The sequence below is a fragment of the Streptosporangium sp. NPDC000396 genome (assembly GCF_042898655.1).
Lineage (GTDB): Bacteria > Actinomycetota > Actinomycetes > Streptosporangiales > Streptosporangiaceae > Streptosporangium.
Map to the genome: position 1 here is coordinate 135457 of NZ_JBIAZA010000003.1, position 18849 is coordinate 154305.

At 70.8% G+C, this 18849-nt stretch carries 18 protein-coding genes; 12 read left to right on the forward strand and 6 right to left on the reverse strand.

Annotation, left to right across the window (positions count from 1 at the left end):
* Nucleotides 1-53: 53 nt before the first annotated feature.
* Complete coding sequence (locus ACFY2X_RS05580; RefSeq protein WP_389932708.1) at nucleotides 54-998, reverse strand: aldo/keto reductase; 945 nt, start codon at nucleotides 996-998, stop codon at nucleotides 54-56.
* A gap of 65 nt (nucleotides 999-1063) precedes the next feature.
* Between ACFY2X_RS05580 and ACFY2X_RS05585 the strand changes: the two genes are divergently transcribed.
* From ACFY2X_RS05585 to mshC, 5 genes are all read left to right on the forward strand, one after another.
* The gene (locus ACFY2X_RS05585) at nucleotides 1064-1762 is read left to right on the forward strand and encodes a histidine phosphatase family protein (RefSeq protein WP_389932711.1); all 699 of its coding nucleotides are present in this window, start codon (nucleotides 1064-1066) and stop codon (nucleotides 1760-1762) included.
* Between the two features lie 9 nt (nucleotides 1763-1771).
* A complete protein-coding gene (locus tag ACFY2X_RS05590; protein WP_389932714.1) occupies nucleotides 1772-2350 on the forward strand; it encodes a DUF3090 domain-containing protein in 579 nt (192 codons plus the stop codon).
* Nucleotides 2347-3108, forward strand: a complete 762-nt coding sequence (locus ACFY2X_RS05595) for an SCO1664 family protein (protein ID WP_389932717.1) — start codon at nucleotides 2347-2349, stop codon at nucleotides 3106-3108. Before ACFY2X_RS05590 ends, ACFY2X_RS05595 begins: the two co-directional genes overlap by 4 nt.
* Nucleotides 3109-3141: 33 nt before the next feature.
* Nucleotides 3142-3858 (forward strand): NRDE family protein, encoded by a 717-nt coding sequence (locus ACFY2X_RS05600; RefSeq protein ID WP_389932719.1) that lies wholly within the window; start codon nucleotides 3142-3144, stop codon nucleotides 3856-3858.
* An 89-nt stretch (nucleotides 3859-3947) separates the two neighbouring features.
* Nucleotides 3948-5186 carry a cysteine--1-D-myo-inosityl 2-amino-2-deoxy-alpha-D-glucopyranoside ligase gene (gene mshC, locus ACFY2X_RS05605; RefSeq protein WP_389932722.1) on the forward strand — a complete coding sequence of 413 codons (1239 nt, stop codon included), beginning with the start codon at nucleotides 3948-3950 and terminating at the stop codon, nucleotides 5184-5186.
* Nucleotides 5187-5339: 153 nt separating this feature from the next.
* On the opposite strand, the gene ACFY2X_RS05610 is transcribed toward mshC, so the two are convergent.
* Nucleotides 5340-5981, reverse strand: a complete 642-nt coding sequence (locus ACFY2X_RS05610) for a Uma2 family endonuclease (RefSeq protein ID WP_389932725.1) — start codon at nucleotides 5979-5981, stop codon at nucleotides 5340-5342.
* 18 nt (nucleotides 5982-5999) lie between these two features.
* Nucleotides 6000-6512, reverse strand: coding sequence for a peptide deformylase (gene def, locus ACFY2X_RS05615; protein ID WP_389932729.1), 513 nt, complete (start codon nucleotides 6510-6512; stop codon nucleotides 6000-6002).
* 196 nt (nucleotides 6513-6708) lie between these two features.
* Here def and ACFY2X_RS05620 point away from each other — a divergent pair, with 196 nt between their 5' ends.
* The 7 genes from ACFY2X_RS05620 (at nucleotide 6709) to ACFY2X_RS05650 (ending at nucleotide 16710) form a co-directional block, all read left to right on the forward strand.
* Nucleotides 6709-8031 carry an MFS transporter gene (locus ACFY2X_RS05620; RefSeq protein ID WP_389932732.1) on the forward strand — a complete coding sequence of 441 codons (1323 nt, stop codon included), beginning with the start codon at nucleotides 6709-6711 and terminating at the stop codon, nucleotides 8029-8031.
* 107 nt (nucleotides 8032-8138) lie between these two features.
* Nucleotides 8139-10214, forward strand: coding sequence for a molybdopterin oxidoreductase family protein (locus tag ACFY2X_RS05625; protein WP_389932734.1), 2076 nt, complete (start codon nucleotides 8139-8141; stop codon nucleotides 10212-10214).
* Nucleotides 10211-11614, forward strand: coding sequence for an FAD-dependent oxidoreductase (locus ACFY2X_RS05630; RefSeq protein ID WP_389932737.1), 1404 nt, complete (start codon nucleotides 10211-10213; stop codon nucleotides 11612-11614). The genes ACFY2X_RS05625 and ACFY2X_RS05630 overlap by 4 nt, the downstream gene beginning before the upstream one ends.
* Nucleotides 11611-14055, forward strand: coding sequence for a nitrite reductase large subunit NirB (gene nirB / locus ACFY2X_RS05635; RefSeq protein ID WP_389932740.1), 2445 nt, complete (start codon nucleotides 11611-11613; stop codon nucleotides 14053-14055). The genes ACFY2X_RS05630 and nirB overlap by 4 nt, the downstream gene beginning before the upstream one ends.
* A gap of 67 nt (nucleotides 14056-14122) precedes the next feature.
* Nucleotides 14123-14476, forward strand: coding sequence for a nitrite reductase small subunit NirD (gene nirD, locus ACFY2X_RS05640; protein ID WP_389932743.1), 354 nt, complete (start codon nucleotides 14123-14125; stop codon nucleotides 14474-14476).
* 277 nt (nucleotides 14477-14753) lie between these two features.
* Nucleotides 14754-15923, forward strand: coding sequence for a uroporphyrinogen-III synthase (locus tag ACFY2X_RS05645; RefSeq protein WP_389932746.1), 1170 nt, complete (start codon nucleotides 14754-14756; stop codon nucleotides 15921-15923).
* 34 nt (nucleotides 15924-15957) lie between these two features.
* Entirely contained in the window at nucleotides 15958-16710 is a 753-nt protein-coding gene (locus tag ACFY2X_RS05650; RefSeq protein ID WP_389932749.1) for a sirohydrochlorin chelatase, read from the forward strand.
* Here ACFY2X_RS05650 and ACFY2X_RS05655 read toward each other — a convergent pair.
* From ACFY2X_RS05655 to ACFY2X_RS05665, 3 genes are all read right to left on the reverse strand, one after another.
* Nucleotides 16614-17135: a hypothetical protein gene (locus tag ACFY2X_RS05655; RefSeq protein ID WP_389932752.1), complete on the reverse strand. Its 522-nt coding sequence runs from the start codon at nucleotides 17133-17135 to the stop codon at nucleotides 16614-16616. The two genes, ACFY2X_RS05650 and ACFY2X_RS05655, sit on opposite strands and share 97 nt — an antisense overlap.
* A gap of 288 nt (nucleotides 17136-17423) precedes the next feature.
* On the reverse strand, nucleotides 17424-18278 hold the full coding sequence (locus tag ACFY2X_RS05660; RefSeq protein WP_389932755.1) for a PAC2 family protein: 855 nt from the start codon (nucleotides 18276-18278) through the stop codon (nucleotides 17424-17426).
* 65 nt (nucleotides 18279-18343) lie between these two features.
* Entirely contained in the window at nucleotides 18344-18802 is a 459-nt protein-coding gene (locus tag ACFY2X_RS05665) for a universal stress protein (RefSeq protein ID WP_389932758.1), read from the reverse strand.
* Nucleotides 18803-18849: the final 47 nt, after the last annotated feature.

Below are 18849 nucleotides of genomic sequence, written 5' to 3' on the forward strand. Positions count from 1 at the left end.
CGATTCGGTATCGACTAGTGATACGCGAGATGGTTTCTCGTTTTGGCTGTACCTCACTCGGCCGAGACGTCGTCGAGTGCTTCCCTGATCTCCACCGGCAGGGTCAGGTCGTCGGCCTGGAGCACTCCGGCCAGCTGGGCGTGGGTGCGGGCGCCGACGATGGCCGAGGTCACCCCCGGCTGGTCGCGGACCCACGACAGGGCGACCGCCAGCGGCGAGACCCCGAGCCCCTCGGCCGCGGTCGTCACCGACTCCACGACCCGGCGGCACCTCTCGTCCAGGTACGGCTTGACGAAGTCGGCGAAATGCGGGGTGGCGGCCCGCGAGTCGGCGGGGATGCCCGTGCGGTACTTGCCGGTGAGAACCCCTCTGCCAAGCGGTGACCAGGCGAGCACCCCGGCGCCGACGTGCTCGGCGGCCGGGATCAGCTCGCGCTCGGCGTCCCTGGCCAGCAGTGAGTACTCGACCTGTGAGGCGACGATCGGCACCCGGCTGGGAACCGCGCGCTGGCTGACGGCGGCCACCGCGAGCTGCCAGCCGGTGTAGTCGCACACTCCGGCGTAGGCCGCCCGTCCCGAGGACACGATGGCGTCCACCGCGGCCAGGGTCTCCTCCAGTGGGACGTCCGGGTCGAAGGCGTGCAGCTGCCACAGGTCCACCTCGTTGACCCCCAGCCGGGTCAGCGAGGCGTCGATGGCGGCGATCAGGTGCTTCCTGGAGGCGTCCCGCGGCCGGCGTCCGGTGGGGGTCAGCACGGCCTTGGTGGACAGCACCAGCTCCGAGCGCGGCACCGCGTCACGGATCAGCCGCCCGAGCAGCCTTTCGGCCTCACCGCCGCCGTAGACGTCCGCGGTGTCGATGAGGGTGCCACCGGCCTCGGCGAACGTGCGGAGCTGCGCCGCTGCCTCTTCGGCGCCGGTATCGCGCCCCCACGTCATCGTCCCTAGCCCGAGGCGGGATACCGATAAGCCGCTGCGGCCCACATAGCGCTGCTCCATGATCCGGCCAGGTTACCGCCCGGGCAGTTAAAAGTAGTGGAGCGAGGCCTGCAAGACTTTCCCACGTGACGACCTTGTTGCTGGCCAGACACGGCCTGACTCATCTCACCGGTCCGGTGCTGGCCGGTTGGACCCCAGAAGTCCATCTCAGCAAGGCCGGACAGGCGCAGGCGGAGGCGCTGGCCGTACGGCTGGCGCCGCTGGAGCTGGACGCGATCGTCTCCAGCCCGCTGGAACGCTGTCAGGAGACCGCCCAGGCGGTGGCGGACGGGCGCCCGACGGAGGTTCTGACCGACGACCGTTTCGGGGAGTGCCGTTACGGTGACTGGACGGGCCGCCCGCTCGGCGAGCTCGCCAAGGACCCGCTCTGGCCGGTCGTGCAGAACCACCCGAGCGCCGCGACGTTCCCCGGGGGAGAATCCCTCTCCGCGGTGCAGCACCGCGCGGTGAGCGCCGTAAGGGAGTGGAACGAGCGGCTGGGCCCGAAGGCGGTCTATCTGGTCTGCAGCCACGGAGACGTGATCAAGGCCATCGTGGCCGACGCCATGGGTCTCCATTTGGATCATTTTCAACGGATAACGGCCGATCCCGCGTCGCTCACAGCGATTCGCTACACCCCCTTGCGTCCCTTCGTGCTCAGGCTCAACGATCTCGGTGGAGATGTGACCGGACTGCGGCCTTCGGAGGATTCAGAACATGAAGACGGGGGAGAAAACTTGACCGGGAGCGATGCCGCAGTCGGCGGCGGAGCCGGGACCACGTAAGGTCGGGCTATGCCGGTCTTCGACTACGATCCACCCGAGAGGTTCGTGGCCGGTGCCGTGGGGCAACCGGGATCGCGAGCCTTCTTTCTACAGGCCCGGGGACAGGGCCGACTGACCACCGTGGGGCTGGAGAAGTTCCAGGTCGCCGCGCTGGCTGACCGGTTGGACGAGCTGCTCGACGAAGTGCGGCGCCGCAGCGGCGGGGACGTTCAGGTGCCCGCCACCGCTCCTGTCGCGCTGACCGACAACGACCCGCTCGACGTACCGATCAGCGAGGACTTCAGGGTCGGCACCATGGCCCTGGCCTGGGACTCCGAAACCGCGCAGGTGGTGATAGAGGCCCAGGAGATCGTGGCGGAGGACGACGAGGAGTTCGAGGCGTCCCCGCTCTCCGAGCCCGCGGTGCTGCGCGTGCACATCAGCCCCGGCGCGGCCAGGGCCTTCACCAAGCGCGCCATCGCCGTCGTGGCGGCGGGGCGTCCCCCCTGCCCGCTGTGCGGCCAGCCACTTGATGCCGGCGGGCATATTTGCGTGCGTCTCAACGGTTACCGGGGTAGGAGCGCGTCACCAGGTGAGGGAGGCGAATGAGTGCCGAAAGCGAGCCCACGCTGAGTGCGGCGCCCGCGATGGGACTGGACGACGACACCGCTCTGCGTCTGCTCCGCGATGGTCAGTTGGAGGTCGCCGGAAGACTGGTCGAGGCGACCAACATGACGCTCTACTGTTCGGTACGGCTCGGCGGGCTCGCCGCGGCCTGCGTTTACAAACCGGTGCGGGGGGAGCGTCCGCTCTGGGACTTTCCCGACGGCACCCTGGCGGCCCGCGAGGTGGCCGCCTTCGAGGTTTCGGCGGCGATCGGCTGGCGGATCGTCCCGCCGACCGTCTACCGCGACGGCCCCTTCGGCCCCGGCATGTGCCAGCTGTGGATCGACACCGACCCCGAGATCGACCTCATGGCGCTGATCCGCAGCCGCCAGCCCGCCCTGCGGCGGATGGCCGTGTTCGACGCCGTCGTCAACAACGCCGACCGCAAGGGCGGCCACCTGCTCCCGCTCTCCGGCGGCCACGTCTACGGAGTGGACCACGGCGTCTCCTTCTCCGCCGAGGACAAGCTCCGCACGGTGCTCTGGCAGTGGCGCGGTAAACCCCTGTCCCGCGAGGCGATGAACGTCCTGGCCCGTCTTGAGCGCGATCTCGAACAGGGCCGTCTGGGCCGCCGGCTCCGCGAGCTCCTCACCCTCACCGAGGTGGAGGCCACCTGGTCCAGGGTCCGCAGGCTTCTCGACACCGGCCTGCATCCCCTTCCCTCGCAGGACTGGCCCGCCATTCCCTGGCCCCCGATCTGAGGCCGCGCCCGGCGGGACTGTACTCTGCCGGGCATGTGCACGGTTGTCGTCAGCCTCGATCCGAGCGCCAAAATTCCGCTGATCCTGATCGGGGTTCGTGACGAGTTCGTCGACCGGCCGTGGATTCCCCCGGGCGAGCACTGGCCGGGCCTGCTCGGCGGACAGGACCTCCAGGCGGGCGGGACCTGGCTGGCGGTCGATCCCGAGGCCAAGCGGATCGGCGCTCTGCTCAACGGCCGTGGAGTGCTCGCCCCGCAGGAGACGCGCCGGTCCCGGGGGGAGTTACCGCTCCGGGTGGCGGCCGAAGGCCGTCTGCCGGACCTGGATCTGACCCGCTACGACCCCTTCCACCTGGTCCTGGCCGATCCCGGCGGAGTCTGTCTGTGGCACTGGGACGGCGACGCGCTGGAGGAGGAGAACCTCCCCACGGGAACCCACATGATCGTCAACAGCGGCTGGGAACGGGGTGACGAGAACGCGCGCGTCGCCTTCTTCCGTCCCCTCTTCGAGAAGGCCGGCCGCCCCTCGGGGATCGACGGCTCCTGGGAGAGGTGGCAGGAACTCGCCACCGGGGCGGGCCTGCCCGACGACGACCCCCGCGCCATGATCATCCGTGCCGAACTGCCCGACGGGCGGGTCTACGGATCCCTGTCGGTCTCCCTGCTCGCCCTGGCCGCCGACGGCGTCCGCTACGACTTCACCGGTGATCCTCGCGATCCGGCGGCTTTCCGTCGCGTTCTGCCGGAATGATCGGGCGCATCCTCGCGGTTGAGATGAGTGCCCTGTATCTGCCGCCCCGGGGTGATCGGGGCGGTCTGTCTGCTGGATAGGCTCACTACATGAAATCGTGGTCTGCGCCGAAGGTTCCTCGGCTTCCCGGTGTTGGTGCTCCGCTACGGCTGTTCGACACCGCCGCGGGAGAGGTCGGCCCCACCCAGCCGGATTCCACGGCGCGGATGTACGTCTGCGGCATCACGCCCTACGACGCCACCCATCTGGGCCACGCCAACACCTACCTCGCCTTCGACCTGGTCAACCGGGCCTGGCGGGACGCCGGTCACGAGGTTCATTTCGTCCAGAACGCCACCGACGTGGACGACCCCCTTCTCGAACGCGCCGAGAAGACCGGGATCGACTGGCGGCAGCTGGCCGAGCGCGAGATCGAGCTGTTCCGCACCGACATGGAGGCGTTGCGCATCCTCCCGCCGCGCGAATACGTCGGTGTGACCGAGGCGATCGACCAGGTCGCCGAACTGATCGAGCGCCTGCGTGACAAGGGCGCCACCTATGACCTCGACGGGGACGTCTACTTCGACGTCGCCGCCGCGCCCAAGTTCGGCGCCGTCTCCGGATACTCGGAGGAGCAGATGCTCTCCCTGTTCGGCGAGCGCGGCGGCGACCCCGAACGGCCGGGCAAGAAGCACCCGCTCGACTGGCTGCTCTGGCGCGCCGAGCGCCACGGAGAGCCGTCATGGCCCTCGCCGTTCGGCCCCGGCAGGCCCGGCTGGCACGTCGAGTGCACCGCGATCGCGCTGGCCCGCCTGGGCAGTGGGTTCGACGTCGCGGGCGGCGGCTCCGACCTGATCTTCCCGCATCACGAGTGCGGTGCCCACGAGGGCCACGTCGCCTGTGGCGAGTGGCCCTTCGCCAAGGCCTACGTGCACGCGGGCATGGTCGCCCTCGACGGTGAGAAGATGTCCAAGTCCAAGGGCAACCTGGTCTTCGTCTCCCGGCTCCGCCAGGAGACCGACCCGATGGCCATCCGGCTGGCACTGCTGGCGCACCATTACCGCGCCGACTGGGAGTGGACCGCCGATCAGCTGGCCTCCGCGGAGGTACGGCTGGCACGCTGGCGCTCGGCCACCGGGCTGCAGACCGGCCCCGAGGCCGAGAGCGTGCTCGGTGAGGTCCGCGCCCGCATGGTCGACGACCTGGACGCCCCGGGAGCGCTCGCGATCGTCGACGACTGGGCCGAGCGCGCACTCGCCGAGGGCGGCACCGACCCGCAGGCGCCCGCGCTCGTCAGGGACACCGTGGACGCGCTGCTGGGCGTCGCGCTCCGGGAGATCGCCCGGTAGCCGACCGGACGCATGGGGCGACCACCGACCGGTCGTGACCGGTGTGTTCCGGTAGCCGGAAAGCACCCCCGCCAGGATCGATCCGGGTGAACGCGAGGCTGCGGGGGTGCCCGTTCATGGCTTCCCTCCCGAGCGGGCCTCTCTGAACAGGGCTCAGTCGTCCAAGACGGAGGTGTCGAGCAGGAGATCCGCCGGGGCGGGGATGTGAATCTTGTCGCCGAGCTCCACCGACGATGAGGTTCGGTAGCGCCCCTCGTCCGGGTCGCTGAACACGGTGATCCGCGCCGGGGAGCACTCCGGGTCGATGAGGATCATCACCGGCACGCCGCCCGAGGCGTAGGCGCCGGGCTTGAGCTCACGGTCGTCGCGGGCGCTGCCGGGGGAGACCACCTCGGCCACCAGGATCAGGCCGCTCGAGAGCAGCTCCCGCCTGCCCCAGCGAGGGGCGTCGCGTGGAGCGACGACCAGATCCGGGATGACCATGTCGCGGCTGCCTTCCAGGCAGACGCCGACCATTCCCGTCCAGACCCGCCAGGCCTGCTTGTCGGCAGCGGGGAATAGGGCACGGGCCAGCGACATCGCCTGGTCCGCGTGCTCGGGGGTGCCGGACGGGCTCACGACCATCCTCCCTCCGATGAATTCGATCTTCAGGTTGGGCAGCTCGGGGAGGGAGTCGTAGAGCTCCCGGGGAGTCCCCGGAAGGCGCCGCTCAGGATCGGCCGCGGTCGGGACCAGGTCGTGGGTGCGTTTCCCGCGCGAGACGGCGGCCATCGACAGTCGACCCTTCGTGTTCATGTGGACACGTTCAGTATTTCAGAGGGTGGCGGCCCGCAGGAAGTGTTCCCGCTCCTCGGCGGGGAGACGGTCGGCGAAGAGGATGCCGTCGAGGTGGTCGGTCTCGTGCTGGAGAACCCGCGCGAGCATGCCCAGGGCGCGGACGATCATGGGTTTGCCGAACATGTCGTGGCCGCGGGCGGTGGCCATGTAGGAGCGTTCCAGCGGCCACCAGACGCCGGGGGCGGACAGGCAGGCCTCGTCGGCGACGATCTTCCGCTCGGACAGCTCCAGGCGGGGGTTGATCAGGTGACCGGACCTGCCCTCCAGCTCGTAGACGACGACCCTGAGCGGGACCCCGATCTGGGGAGCCGCCAGGCCCGCACGGCCGGCGCCGGCCCGCATGGTGGCCTGGAGGGATTTGACCAGCCTCCGCAGCTCCCGATCGAAGGTGGTCACGGGTTCGGCTACGGTCCGTAGCACTGGATCGGTGAACAGTAGGATCGGCTGGACGGCCACGCGCACTCCCCGAGGCGACGAACGGACACGCACACGATTCCCGTTGCCTCGCGACCTCAACCGTGGCCGGCACATGCGTGATGTTTCCAGGATGTTGCGCGCGTGCGGCGTATGCATTGCACATTTCCGCTGTTAGACACACTTAACCTGCGCACCATCACCGACCGTGAATGTGCGTAACAGCTCCTCCTGAGAATTTCGATCGATCCCCGACGAAACAGGAGGAAGCATGGTCAAGCCCTGGATCAGCGAGTGGAGGCCCGACGACCCCGGCTTCTGGGAGGCGCAGGGGCGGAAGGTCGCCCGGCGGAACCTGATCTTCTCGATCTTCGCTGAGCACCTCGGCTTCACGCTCTGGACGGTGTGGAGCATCGTGACCGTGCAGCTCGGCGCCTACAGATTCTCCACCGACCAGCTCTTCTGGATCGTCGCCCTGCCCAACCTGGTCGGTTCGGCGCTGCGCATCCCCTACACCTTCGCCCCGGCCCGGTTCGGCGGCCGGAACTTCACCGTGGTCAGCGCGCTGCTCCTGCTCGTCCCCGCCGTGCTGCTGGCCGTCGCGGTCAGCGACCCCGGCACGCCGTACTGGGTGTTCCTGCTGATCGCGGCCACCGCGGGCCTGGGCGGCGGCAACTTCGCCTCCAGCATGGCCAACATCACCTACTTCTACCCCCAGTCCAAGCAGGGCGCGGCGCTCGGTCTCAACGCGGCCGGAGGCAACATCGGCGTCAGCTCCGTCCAGCTCCTCATGCCGTTGGTGATCGGGGCCTTCGGGCTCGCCGCCGCCGGGCTGTTCTGGGTCCCGTTCATCCTGGCCGCCGCGGTCGGCGCCTACTTCTTCATGGACAACCTCACCTCCGCCAAGGCGAGCCCGAGGGACCAGCTGAAGATCGCCGGACGGGCCCAGACCTGGATCATGTCGGCCCTCTACATCGGCACCTTCGGCTCGTTCATCGGGTACTCCACCGCGCTGCCGCTGCTCATCAAGAGCCAGTTCCCCGAGCGGGCCTCCCTGGTCACGCTGGCCTTCCTCGGGCCTCTCGTCGGCTCACTGATCCGCCCGGCCGGAGGCTGGCTGTCGGACCGGCTCGGCGGAGCCCGGGTGACGCTCGTCAACTTCGCGGCCATGGCGGGCGCGGTGGCCCTGGTCTGGCAGGGCCTGGTCCGGCACGACTTCACGCTCTTCTTCGGCGCCTACATACTCCTGGTCGCCACCGCAGGCATCGGCAACGGCTCCACCTACCGGATGATCCCGGCGATCTTCCGGGCCAAGGCCACCGCGGGGATCGCCGAGGGCACGCCCGCCTACGAAACCGCGCTGGCCGTCGGCAAGCGCGACGCCTCCGCCGCGATCGGGATCATCTCTGCGATCGGGGCGTTCGGCGGCTTCTTCATCAACCGGGGATTCGGCAGCTCCATCGCGGCGACCGGCGGCGCGGGCGTCGCCCTGGGCGCGTTCGCCGCCTTCTACGCGGTGTGCGCGCTTCTGACCTGGTCCTGCTACCTGCGGACCGTGGGTCCGGTGCCGAGCCTGGCGGCCGCCCGCGTCTGAGTGCTCACACCCGTCTCATCGCGAACGTGAACTTGGTTAGCGGCTTGTAGCACATCGGTAACAGAGGGGACCCAGCGGTGAAACCGCCTGAAAGCACCATCGGACACATGCCGACCTCACTTCCCGCCCAGATGCCTGTGAAAGCGGGGACGGCGACGCACTGCCCCTACTGCGCGCTGCAGTGCGGCATGAACGTCGCCGTGGGAGAGACGGTCACGATCGTTCCGAGGGAGGACATCCCCGCCAACGCGGGCGGTCTCTGCCAGAAGGGCTGGACCGCCGGTGAGCTGCTGGCCAGTGGAGAGCGGCTCACCACCCCGCTCCTGCACGGCGAGGCGGTCGGCTGGGACGAGGCGCTCGACTTCGTCGCCGGCCGGATCCGCACGCTCCAGGAGGAGCACGGCCCCAACGGCGTGGCCGTGTTCGGCGGCGGCGGGCTCACCAACGAGAAGGCCTACCAGCTCGGCAAGTTCGCCCGGATGGTGCTGCGGACCAGCCAGATCGACTACAACGGCCGGTTCTGCATGTCCTCGGCCGCCGCGGCCGCGGGCCGCGCCTTCGGCATGGACCGCGGTCTTCCCTTCCCGATCACCGACCTCGCCGGAGCCGACGCGGTCCTGGTCGCGGGCGGCAACATGGCCGAGACCATGCCGCCGTTCATGCGCCACCTCGCCGCGATGCGCGGTGGGGGCGGCCGGTTGATCGTCATCGACCCGCGGGTCACCGCGACCGCGCGGCAGGCCGATCTCCACCTCCAGCCGGCTCCCGGAACCGACCTGGCGCTCGCCCTGGGCCTGCTGCACATCGTGATCACCGAAGGGCACGTGGACGAGGCGTACGTGGCCGGCCGTACGAACGGGTTCGGCGAGATCCGCACCTCGATCGCCGCCTGGTGGCCCGAGCGGGTGGAACGGATCACCGGCGTGCCGATCGCCCAGATGCGCCTGGCCGTGGGGATCCTCAGCGACGCGAGCCGCGCGGTGATCCTCACCGGGCGCGGCGTCGAGCAGCACGCCAAGGGCACCGACACGGTCAGCGCGTTCATCAACATGGCGCTCGCCCTCGGGCTGCCGGGCCGCGAGGGATCCGGCTACGGCTGCGTCACCGGGCAGGGCAACGGGCAGGGCGGCCGCGAGCACGGACAGAAAGCCGACCAGCTCCCGGGCTACCGCAAGATCGACGATCCCGCCGCACGCGCCCACGTGGCCGCCGTGTGGGGGATCGAGCCGGAGGACCTGCCCGGACCCGGACGCTCCGCCTACGAGCTGCTGAACGCGCTGGGCACCGAGGACGGCCCCCGGGCGCTGCTGCTGTTCGGCTCCAACCCGGTGATCTCCGCGCCCCGGGCGGGGCACGTCACCGAGCGGCTCGGCTCGCTGGACCTGCTCGTGGTCTCCGACTTCGTCATGTCGGAGACGGCCGCGATGGCCGACGTCGTGCTGCCCACCACCCAGTGGGCCGAGGAGGGAGGCACGATGACCAACCTGGAGGGCCGGGTGCTGCTGCGCCGCCAGGCCGCCGTCCCGCCGCCGGGCGTGCGCAGCGACCTTGAGATCCTCCGGGGCCTCGCCGTACGGCTGCGCGGCCCGGAGGGCTTCCCCACCGGCCCGCGCGAGGTCTTCGACGAGCTGCGGCGGGCCTCGGCCGGAGGGATCGCCGACTACGCGGGCATCACCTACGAACGGATCGCCGCCGAGACCGGCGTGTTCTGGCCCTGCCCGTCCGAAGACCACCCCGGCACGCCCCGGCCGTTCCTGGACCGCTTCGCCACCGCCGACGGCCGCGCCAGGTTCGTTCCCGTCGAGCACCGCCCGCCGGAGGAGGACATCGACGGGGACTACCCCCTGTACCTGACGACCGGCCGGGTGCTCGCGCACTACCAGAGCGGCGCCCAGACCCGGCGCGTCGCCGCCCTGAACGCGGCGGCGCCGGAGGCCTTCGTGGAGCTCCACCCCGACCTCGCCGAGCGTCTGGAGGTGTCGTCCGGGCAGAGGCTGCGGGTGGTCGGCCGCCGCGGTGCGGCCGAGGCCGTGGCCAGGGTCAACCGGGCGATCCGGCCGGACACCGTGTTCATGCCGTTCCACTGGGCCGGGGCCAACCTGCTCACCAACCCCGCGCTGGACCCCGTGTCACGAATGCCGGAATTCAAGGTGTGCGCGGTGAGAGTGGAGCGTGCCGGATGACCCGGCTGGTGATCGTGGGAAACGGGATGGCGGGCGCCCGTCTCGTGAGCGAGGTGCGCGCCCGGGACAAGCACATCAAGGTGACCGTGTTCGGCGCCGAGGCCAGGCAGCCCTACAACCGGGTGCTGCTGTCGAACGTGGTGGCCGGGACGATGACGCCGGACCAGGTGCGGCTGCTGGACCCGGCCTGGTACGCCGACCACGGGGTGACGGCCCCGCCGGGCGTCGAGGTGACCGCGGTCGACCGGGAGGCCCGGGTCGTGCTCACCGCCGACGGCAGGCGCGAGCCGTACGACATCCTCGTGCTGGCGACGGGCAGCGAGGCCGTGGTGCCACCGGTGCCCGGAGTGGACAGGGCCGTGGCGTTCCGGACGCTGGACGACTGCCAGGCGATCGTCGCCGCGGCCGGTACGGCACGGCACGCCGTGGTGGTCGGCGGCGGGCTGCTCGGCATCGAGGCGGCTCGCGGCCTGGCCGGGCGGGGACTGCCGGTGACGCTGCTCCACCTGGCCGGGCACCTGATGGAACGGCAGCTCGACGCCGAGGCCGGGCTGGTGCTGGGGGAGACCCTCGCGAGGCTGGGTGTGGGGATCCGCACCGGCGCGGTCATGGAGGAGATCCTCGACGACGGCGTACGGCTCGCGGGCGGCGAGACGGTCGAGGCCGACCTGGTGGTGCTCGCCTGCGGGGTCCGGCCGGTGACCCGGCTGGCCAGGGACGCGGGGCTGGAGGTGGCGCGCGGGGTCGTGGTCGACGACGAGATGCGGACCGACGACCCGTCGATCTTCGCGATCGGCGAGTGCGCCGAGCACGACGGCACGGTCTACGGCCTGGTCGCCCCCGCGTGGGAGCAGGCCGCCGTGGTCGCCGACCTCGTGACCGGGACGGACAAGGCCTCCCGGTACCGGGGGTCGCGCCTGGTGACCCGGTTGAAGGCCAGAAGCGTGGAGCTGGCGGCGATGGGCGAGACCCACCTGACCGAGGACGACGCAGAGGTCGTGCGCTTCAGCCACCGGGCCCAGGGCACCTACCGCAAGCTCGTCATCCGCGACGACCGCCTGGTCGGCGCGATCCTCCTCGGGGAGACGGCCGTGGTGGGCACCCTGACCCAGCTGTTCGACCGCGGCGCGCCGGTGCCCCTGGACCGCGCCGGATTGCTGTTCCCGAACCTGGCGGGCAACGCGGTCGCCGACAGCCCGGTCCGGATGCCGGACGCGGCGAAGGTCTGCCAGTGCAACAACGTGACCAAGGGACAGATCCGCGGCTGCTGGGAGTCCGGCGCCCGCGACGTCGAGGCGGTGGCCGCCGCCACGCGCGCCACCACCGGCTGCGGCAGCTGCCGCGACGCGGTCGAGGGCATCGTCGGCTGGTTGCGAGAGCAGGAAGGAATCTCCGTATGAGACTCGTCGTGGTGGGACACGGGCCGACGTCGAGCCGGCTGGTCGAGGCACTGGCCGCCAAGGGGTTCGACGGGCGGATCACGGTGCTGGGGGAGGAGCCCCGGGCGGCGTACGACCGGGTCGCGCTGACCTCCTACCTCACCGGCAAGAGCGTCGAGGACCTCACCTACCCGGTCCCGGAGGGCGTCGTGCCGCGGCTCGCCTCCAGGGTCGTCGGGATCGACAGGGACGGCCGGAGCGTGACCACCGCCGACGGTCATGTGGAGCCCTACGACGTGCTGGTGCTGGCCACCGGTTCCAGCCCGTTCGTGCCGCCCGTTCCCGGCAGCGAGCTTCCGGGCTGTTTCGTCTACCGGACGATCGACGACCTGGACGCGATCAGGGACGCCTGCGCCCGCGCCACGAGCGGCGTCGTCATCGGCGGAGGGCTGCTGGGGCTGGAGGCCGCCGACGCGCTGCGCGGGCTCGGGCTCTCGACCCACATCGTGGAGATGGGCGGCTGGCTCATGCCCCGGCAGGTGGACGAGGGCGGCGGCGCCGTCCTGCGGGGCCACATCGAGGCCCTCGGCCTGAACGTGCACACCGGGGCCGGGGTGAAGGAGGTCGTCACCGGAGCGGACGGGCGGGTCGCGGGCCTGGCCATGCCGGACGGGCGGAAGATCGAGGCACAGGTCGTGGTCTTCTCCGCGGGCGTCAGGCCACGCGACGAACTGGCCAGGCAGGCCGGGCTGGAGGTCGGCGAGCGCGGCGGGATCGCCGTGGACGACGGGATGCGCACCAGCGACCCGTCGATCTACGCGGTGGGGGAGTGCGCCCTGCACGACGGCATGGTCTACGGGCTGGCCGGGCCGTGCTTCACGATGGCCGAGGTCGCCGCCGACCGCATCCTCGGCGGCGAGGCGGCCTTCGCCCGCGCGGACCTGTCCACCAAGCTCAAACTGCTCGGGGTGGAGGTCGCCCAGTTCGGCGCCATGGAGGGCGCGCTCGATGTGACCTTCATGGATCCGGTGGGCGGGGTCTACCAGAAGCTGTTCGTCAGCGACGACGCCCGCACCCTGCTCGGCGGGATCTGCGTCGGCGACGCCACGCCGTACAACACCCTCAAGCCCTTCGTCGGCCGGGCCCTGCCGGGCGCGCCGAGTGAGCTGCTGTTCACCGGCGGTCCGGCGAACATGGATCTGCCCGACGACGCGCAGGTCTGCTCCTGCAACAACGTCACCAAGGGGCAGGTGTGCGCGGCCATCGCGGGCGAGGGCCTCACCGACGTGGCGGGGATCAAGGCCTGCACCCGCGCCGGCACCACCTGCGGCAGCTGCGTCCCGACGCTCAAGCAGATCCTGGTCAGGTCGGGCGTCGAGGTCTCCAAGGCGCTGTGCGAGCACTTCGCGTACAGCAGGGCCGAGCTGTTCGACATCGTCCGGGTACGCGGCATCACCACGTTCTCCCGGCTCATCGCCGAGCACGGCACCGGGCGCGGCTGCGACGTGTGCAAGCCCGTCGTCGCCTCCATCCTGGCCTCGCTCGGCAACGGCCACATCCTCGACGGGGAGCAGGCCGCCCTGCAGGACACCAACGACCACTTCATGGCCAACATCCAGCGCAACGGCACCTACTCGGTGGTGCCCCGCATCCCCGGCGGGGAGATAACCCCCGACAAGCTGATCGTGATCGGTGAGGTGGCCCGCGACTTCGGCCTCTACACCAAGATCACAGGCGGGCAGCGGATCGACCTCTTCGGGGCGCGCGTGGAGCAGCTTCCGCTGATCTGGAGGCGGCTGGTGGACGCCGGGTTCGAGTCCGGCCACGCCTACGGCAAGGCGCTGCGCACGGTGAAGTCCTGCGTGGGTTCCACCTGGTGCCGGTACGGCGTGCAGGACTCCGTGGATCTGGCCATCTCCCTGGAGCTGCGCTACCGAGGACTTCGCGCGCCGCACAAGCTGAAGTCGGCCGTCTCCGGCTGCGCCCGCGAGTGTGCCGAAGCCCGGGGCAAGGACTTCGGCGTCATCGCCACCGAGAAAGGCTGGAACCTCTACGTCGGGGGCAACGGCGGGTTCACCCCGCGGCATGCCGACCTGTTCGCCGCGGACCTGAGCACCGAGGAACTGGTCAGGACCGTCGACCGGTTCCTGATGTTCTACGTCCGCACCGCCGACCGCCTGCAGCGAACCTCGGCCTGGCTGCAGGCCCAGGGCCTGGACTACGTCAGGGAGGTCATCCTGGAGGACTCGCTCGGCATCTGCGCCGACCTGGACGCCCAGATGGAACGGCACGTCGCCGCCTACGCCGACGAGTGGCGCGCCGCCATCGAGGACCCGGAGAAGCTGAGGCGCTTCGTCTCCTTCGTCAACGCCCCGGCGACCCCGGACCCGTCGATCGCCTTCGAGGTCGAACGCGACCAGATCAAGCCCGTCCTGATCCCGCTGGAGGTGCTCCGGTCCTGACCTCCGCCCGCCGTGCCCGCCGACGACAACCGCACCGACGACAACCGAAGGAAAGGAGACCCTCCCGATGACCGTCATGCGTGAAGACGTGGAGACGACCAGGTGGACTCCGGTGTGCGCCTACACCGACCTGCTGCCCGAGCGCGGGGTCTGCGCGCTCGTCGGCCGCCACCAGATCGCGCTGTTCCGGACTTTCGACGGCGAGCTGTTCGCCATCGGCAATCACGACCCGTTCAGCGGTGCCCAGGTCCTCTCCCGGGGGATCGTTGGGACCCGGGCGGGTGAGCCGATCGTGGCCTCGCCCATGCACAAGCAGGCGTTCTCCCTGGTCACCGGGGTGTGCCTGGACGACCCCGCGGTAGCCGTACCGACCTATCCGATCCGTGTCGACCACGGCACGGTGGAAGTGAGCGTGGCTTGACTTCCTCCCCACGGCTGAAGCCGGGGGACTCCAGCCCTCACGGGCCGGACCTTCCTGCTTCACCGGCGACCGCCGTCCCGGTTAAGGCGAGGGACGGGGAACCGTCCAACGGTCTTACGTGGCCTTCACAGGCGTCACATCCCGCCAGCCCGGCGGTAGGCCCGGCGGCTTGGTTCTCGCCGCCGGACAGCCGAGACCTTACCAAACCACTGTGCGGCACGTCCTGCGTTTCCTCCCCAGGGCTGAAGCCCGGGGTCTCCACGCTCAAGGAGTTTCGATGAGTAGCGCGCTTCTGGACAGTCCCGCGGAGTCTCCCGAGACCGCGCCCGACGCGCTGGCCGGATTCACGATCGGGGTCACCGCGACCCGGCGGCGTGAGGAGTTCTGCGCGCTGCTGGAACGGCGGGGCGCCAGGGTGGTGCGCGCCCCGGCGATCCGGCTGGTGCCGCTGGCCGAGGACGCCGACCTGCTGACCGCGACCCGGGCCAGCCTGGCGGGCCCGATCGACGACGTGGTGGTCACCACCGGGGTCGGGTTCCGGGGATGGATGGCCGCGGCCGAGGGCTGGGGGCTGTCGGGCGACCTGGCCGCGCACCTGACCGCCGCCCGGTTGCTGACCCGCGGTCCCAAGGCGCGCGGCGCGGTGCGGGCCGCCGGGCTGAACGACCACTGGACGCCGTCCACCGAATCGTGCGAGGAGGTCAAGCAACATCTCCTCGCCCAGGACCTGCGTGGTCGCCGCATCGCCGTGCAGTTGCACGGGGAGCCGCTGACCGATTTCGTGGCCGCGCTGCGCGAGGCGGGGGCCGAGGTCATCGAGGTGCCGGTCTACCGGTGGCTGCCCTACCGCGATGTCTCCCCGCTACGCCGCCTGATCAGCCAGGCGATCTCCGGCGGGGTGGACGCGGTGGCCTTCACCAGCGCCCCGGCCGTGCTGGCCATGCTCGGCGCGGCTCGTGCCGACGGACTGGAGGACGCGCTGGTCGCGGCCTTCGCCGACCGGGTCGTCGCGGCCTGCGTGGGCCCGGTCACGGCAGGGCCGCTGCGGGAGCGGGGGGTGCCCGTCGTGCAGCCCGATCGTGCACGCCTGGGTGCGCTGGCGCGAACGCTCGCCCGGCACCTGCCCCAGCACGGCGTCACCCGCCTGGTCGCGGGCGGACACGAACTGGAGATCCGCGGCCATGCCGTCCGGGTGGACGGCGAGCTCAAATCGCTGCCGCCCGCCCCGATGGCGGTGCTCAAGCGCCTGGCCGACAAGCCGGGCCACGTGGTGGCCCGTTCCGAGCTGCGGACCGTGCTCCCCGGCAGTCCGTCCCGCGACTCCGCCGAGCACGCCGTGGAGATGGCCATCACCCGCCTGCGCCGCGCCCTGGGCCCCTCCGGCATCGTCGAGACGGTCGTCAAGCGTGGCTACCGCCTGGCCTGCGACCGCGGGGAGGGCACGTGAGCGGGCACATCGCGGCACCGGCGGGGGGAAGGGCATGACGACGCTGGTCCTGGCCGGGCACGGGACCCGCAGCGCGCGGGGGGAGGAGACGCTCGCACGGCTGCGGGACCTGGTACGGCGGGCACGCCCCGGAAGCCGGGTCGAGCAGGGGTTCCTGGAGATCAGCTCACCCCTGCTGGCCGAGGTGCTCCCCGGACTGCCGGGCCCGGTGGTGGTGGTCCCGCTGCTGCTGGCGGGCGGCTACCACGTCCACATCGACCTGCCCTCGGTGATCGCCGCCGCCCGGCCCGGCACGACGGTGGCGGCCCCGCTCGGGCCGGATCCGCTGCTCGCCGCCATCGTGGCCAGGCGCCTGGCGAGCGCCGGGCTGCGGTCCACCGACTCGGTCATCCTGGGGGCGGCGGGTTCCTCCGACCCCGCGGCGCTGGCCGACGTGCGGGCGGCGGCCCGGCTGCTGGCGGTACGGCTGTCGCGCCCGGTCACGGCGGCCTTCGCCGCGACGGGCACCCCTTCGGTCGGCGAGGCCCTGGAGCGTCTGCGCTCGGGGCCCGCTCCCCGGATCGCTCTGGCGTCCTACCTGCTGGCCCCAGGCTTCTTCCAGAGCCGTCTGGAGGAGTCCGGCGCCGACCTGGTCGGTGCCCCGCTGGGAGCGGACACCGACCTGGCCGCGCTGGTGTGGGCCCGGTTCGATCAGGCCTGCTGGAAGGCCAGTCTCAGCTCCCGGACGATCTCCTCGGCGCTGTCGTCCCGCGAGGGCAGGAAGTCGACGCCGGCGAACATCTCGTAGTAGGCGTGGCGGAAGCAGCCGGCCAGCAGCAGCCGGGCGCTGGCCAGAGGGTCCACCTCGGGTGAGATCCGGCCCGCTTGCTGCTCGGCCGCCAGGTATTCGGTCAGCGGGATGATCTCCGACATGGGGCCGAGTCCCACGTCGCGCAGTGCCTCACGGAATCGGATGGTGACCGAGAGGGAACTGAAGGCGGGCAGCGCCGCCGACTGGACCTCCGAGTAGTAGTCGATGCCTGCCCTCGCGATGGGCAGCAGGTTGTCGTTGACCTGCCCCTTGCCGACCAGGTGCATCAGGTCGTCGAGGATGTGGAGCCAGACCGGGAGCCGGTCCTGGAGCAGGGCGAGGAACATGTCCACGGCCTGGCCGGGGGCGGTGCCCCGCAGCCGTGGGTACGAGGTGGCGTTCTCACCGTTTTCACGTTTCATGAGCACGGCCATCTCAAGAACGCGACGTCGCGTCTCCTGTGCTTTCTGGTACGGGTCGAGCTGTGGAGTCGCCATGGTTGCCCTAACGTGCGCAGTCACAGGGACAATGTTCGGCGTGGTGATGGCGCCATTCACCGATGTTTACAGAGCCGTGTTTCTCCTGGTGGCGGAATCGTTGCCGGTTGGTGTCCTTGAATCGGCACATCCCAGGCGAAACAGGTGGGCACCGATTATTACTCGGAACCGGTGAGAAAAGGCGTAAATAACGGTAACTATGTGCTGTGTGTTTCAGCTGTCGCCGTCGCGGTCCCGGCGGCGCAGGTAGCGCTCGAACTCCGCGGCGATGGCGTCGCCGCTCGCCTCGGGCAGCTCGGCGGCGTCCTTGCGCTCCTCCAGCTCCTTGACGTAGTCGGCGACCTCGCTGTCCTGGGAGGCCAGCTCGTCCACGCCGTGCTCCCAGGCCCTGGACTCCTCGGCCAGCTCGCCCAGCGGCATCGGGATGTCGAGGAGGTCTTCCATCCGGCTGAGCAGCGCCAGGGTGGCCTTGGGGTTGGGCGGCTGGGCGACGTAGTGCGGAACCGACGCCCACAGCGAGACCGCGTGCATCCCGGCGGCGCCCAGGGCGTGCTGGAGCACGCCGACGATGCCGGTCGGCCCCTCGTAGCGGCTCAGCTCCAGGTTGATCGCCCGAGCCAGCCCCTCGTCGGTCGCCGAGCCCACGATCGGGACCGGGCGGGTGTGGGGGGAGTCGTTGAGGAGCGCGCCGAGCAGCACCGCCAGTTCCACCCCGATCTTGCGGCAGACCGTGACGATCTCCTCGCAGAACGTGCGCCACCGCATGTTGGGCTCGATGCCGCGCAGCAGCACCACGTCGCGGTCGACGCCCGGCGGCCGGGCCACCAGGAGCCTGGTGGTCGGCCAGGTGATGGACCGGGTCAGCCCCTCACCCATCTCGACGATGGGGCGCGTGACCTGGAAGTCGTAGTAGTCCTCCGGGTCGAAGGAGATCAGCGGAGTCGCCTTCCACTCGTTCTCGAGGTGCGCGACCACTCCGCTCGAAGCCTCGCCCGCGTCGTTCCACCCCTCGAACGCGGCGATCAGCACCGGGTCGACGAGCTCGGGTAGACCTTCGAGTTGGATCACGCGCGGCCTCCTTCATGCCTCGCCGTACTATGCAGCTAAGCCTATGCGGTGAGGGGGGCTTTACGTCACCTCCCCGAGGTGGTGTGAACGATCAGTACGTCACAGGCCGCCCGCTGCGAGACGCTTGACGGAACCGAGCCCAGCAGCCGCCCGGCCAGGCTGTTGAGTCCCCGGTTGCCGACGACCAGCAGGTCGGCCGCGTGCCTGTCGGCCAGGGTGACCAGCACGTCCACCGCGTCGCCCTCCTCGGCGGCCAGCTCGATCGTCCGGGCGCCCGCGGCCACGGCGTGCTCCCGGGCGGCGCGCAGGGCGTCGTCGGCGGGGGTGGAGCCGCTCACCTTGTACGACAGCTCGCCGAGGGCGTCGGCGGCCGCGCTGCGCTCACGCTCGCGCATGGGGAGGTAGGCGCAGGCCAGCACCAGGGTGGCATCGGTCGCGGCGGCGAGGGAGGCGGCCGAGGAGACCGCGCGGAAGGAGGAGGCGGAACCGTCGGTGCCGACGAGGATGGTGCGGTAGGTCGCCATGTCTGCCTCGCAAGGGCTAATTGGACGAAATGTGTAATTGACACTAT

Bases quoted from the DNA above. Each gene is read 5' to 3' on its own strand.
- ACFY2X_RS05580 (WP_389932708.1), bottom strand. From the start codon at position 998: ATGGAGCAGCGCTATGTGGGCCGCAGCGGCTTATCGGTATCCCGCCTC.
- ACFY2X_RS05590 (WP_389932714.1), top strand. From the start codon at position 1,772: ATGCCGGTCTTCGACTACGATCCACCCGAGAGGTTCGTGGCCGGTGCC.
- ACFY2X_RS05595 (WP_389932717.1), top strand. From the start codon at position 2,347: ATGAGTGCCGAAAGCGAGCCCACGCTGAGTGCGGCGCCCGCGATGGGA.
- ACFY2X_RS05600 (WP_389932719.1), top strand. From the start codon at position 3,142: ATGTGCACGGTTGTCGTCAGCCTCGATCCGAGCGCCAAAATTCCGCTG.
- mshC (WP_389932722.1), top strand. From the start codon at position 3,948: ATGAAATCGTGGTCTGCGCCGAAGGTTCCTCGGCTTCCCGGTGTTGGT.
- ACFY2X_RS05610 (WP_389932725.1), bottom strand. From the start codon at position 5,981: ATGAACACGAAGGGTCGACTGTCGATGGCCGCCGTCTCGCGCGGGAAA.
- ACFY2X_RS05620 (WP_389932732.1), top strand. From the start codon at position 6,709: ATGGTCAAGCCCTGGATCAGCGAGTGGAGGCCCGACGACCCCGGCTTC.
- ACFY2X_RS05625 (WP_389932734.1), top strand. From the start codon at position 8,139: ATGCCGACCTCACTTCCCGCCCAGATGCCTGTGAAAGCGGGGACGGCG.
- ACFY2X_RS05630 (WP_389932737.1), top strand. From the start codon at position 10,211: ATGACCCGGCTGGTGATCGTGGGAAACGGGATGGCGGGCGCCCGTCTC.
- nirB (WP_389932740.1), top strand. From the start codon at position 11,611: ATGAGACTCGTCGTGGTGGGACACGGGCCGACGTCGAGCCGGCTGGTC.
- nirD (WP_389932743.1), top strand. From the start codon at position 14,123: ATGACCGTCATGCGTGAAGACGTGGAGACGACCAGGTGGACTCCGGTG.
- ACFY2X_RS05645 (WP_389932746.1), top strand. From the start codon at position 14,754: ATGAGTAGCGCGCTTCTGGACAGTCCCGCGGAGTCTCCCGAGACCGCG.
- ACFY2X_RS05650 (WP_389932749.1), top strand. From the start codon at position 15,958: ATGACGACGCTGGTCCTGGCCGGGCACGGGACCCGCAGCGCGCGGGGG.
- ACFY2X_RS05655 (WP_389932752.1), bottom strand. From the start codon at position 17,135: ATGAAACGTGAAAACGGTGAGAACGCCACCTCGTACCCACGGCTGCGG.
- ACFY2X_RS05665 (WP_389932758.1), bottom strand. From the start codon at position 18,802: ATGGCGACCTACCGCACCATCCTCGTCGGCACCGACGGTTCCGCCTCC.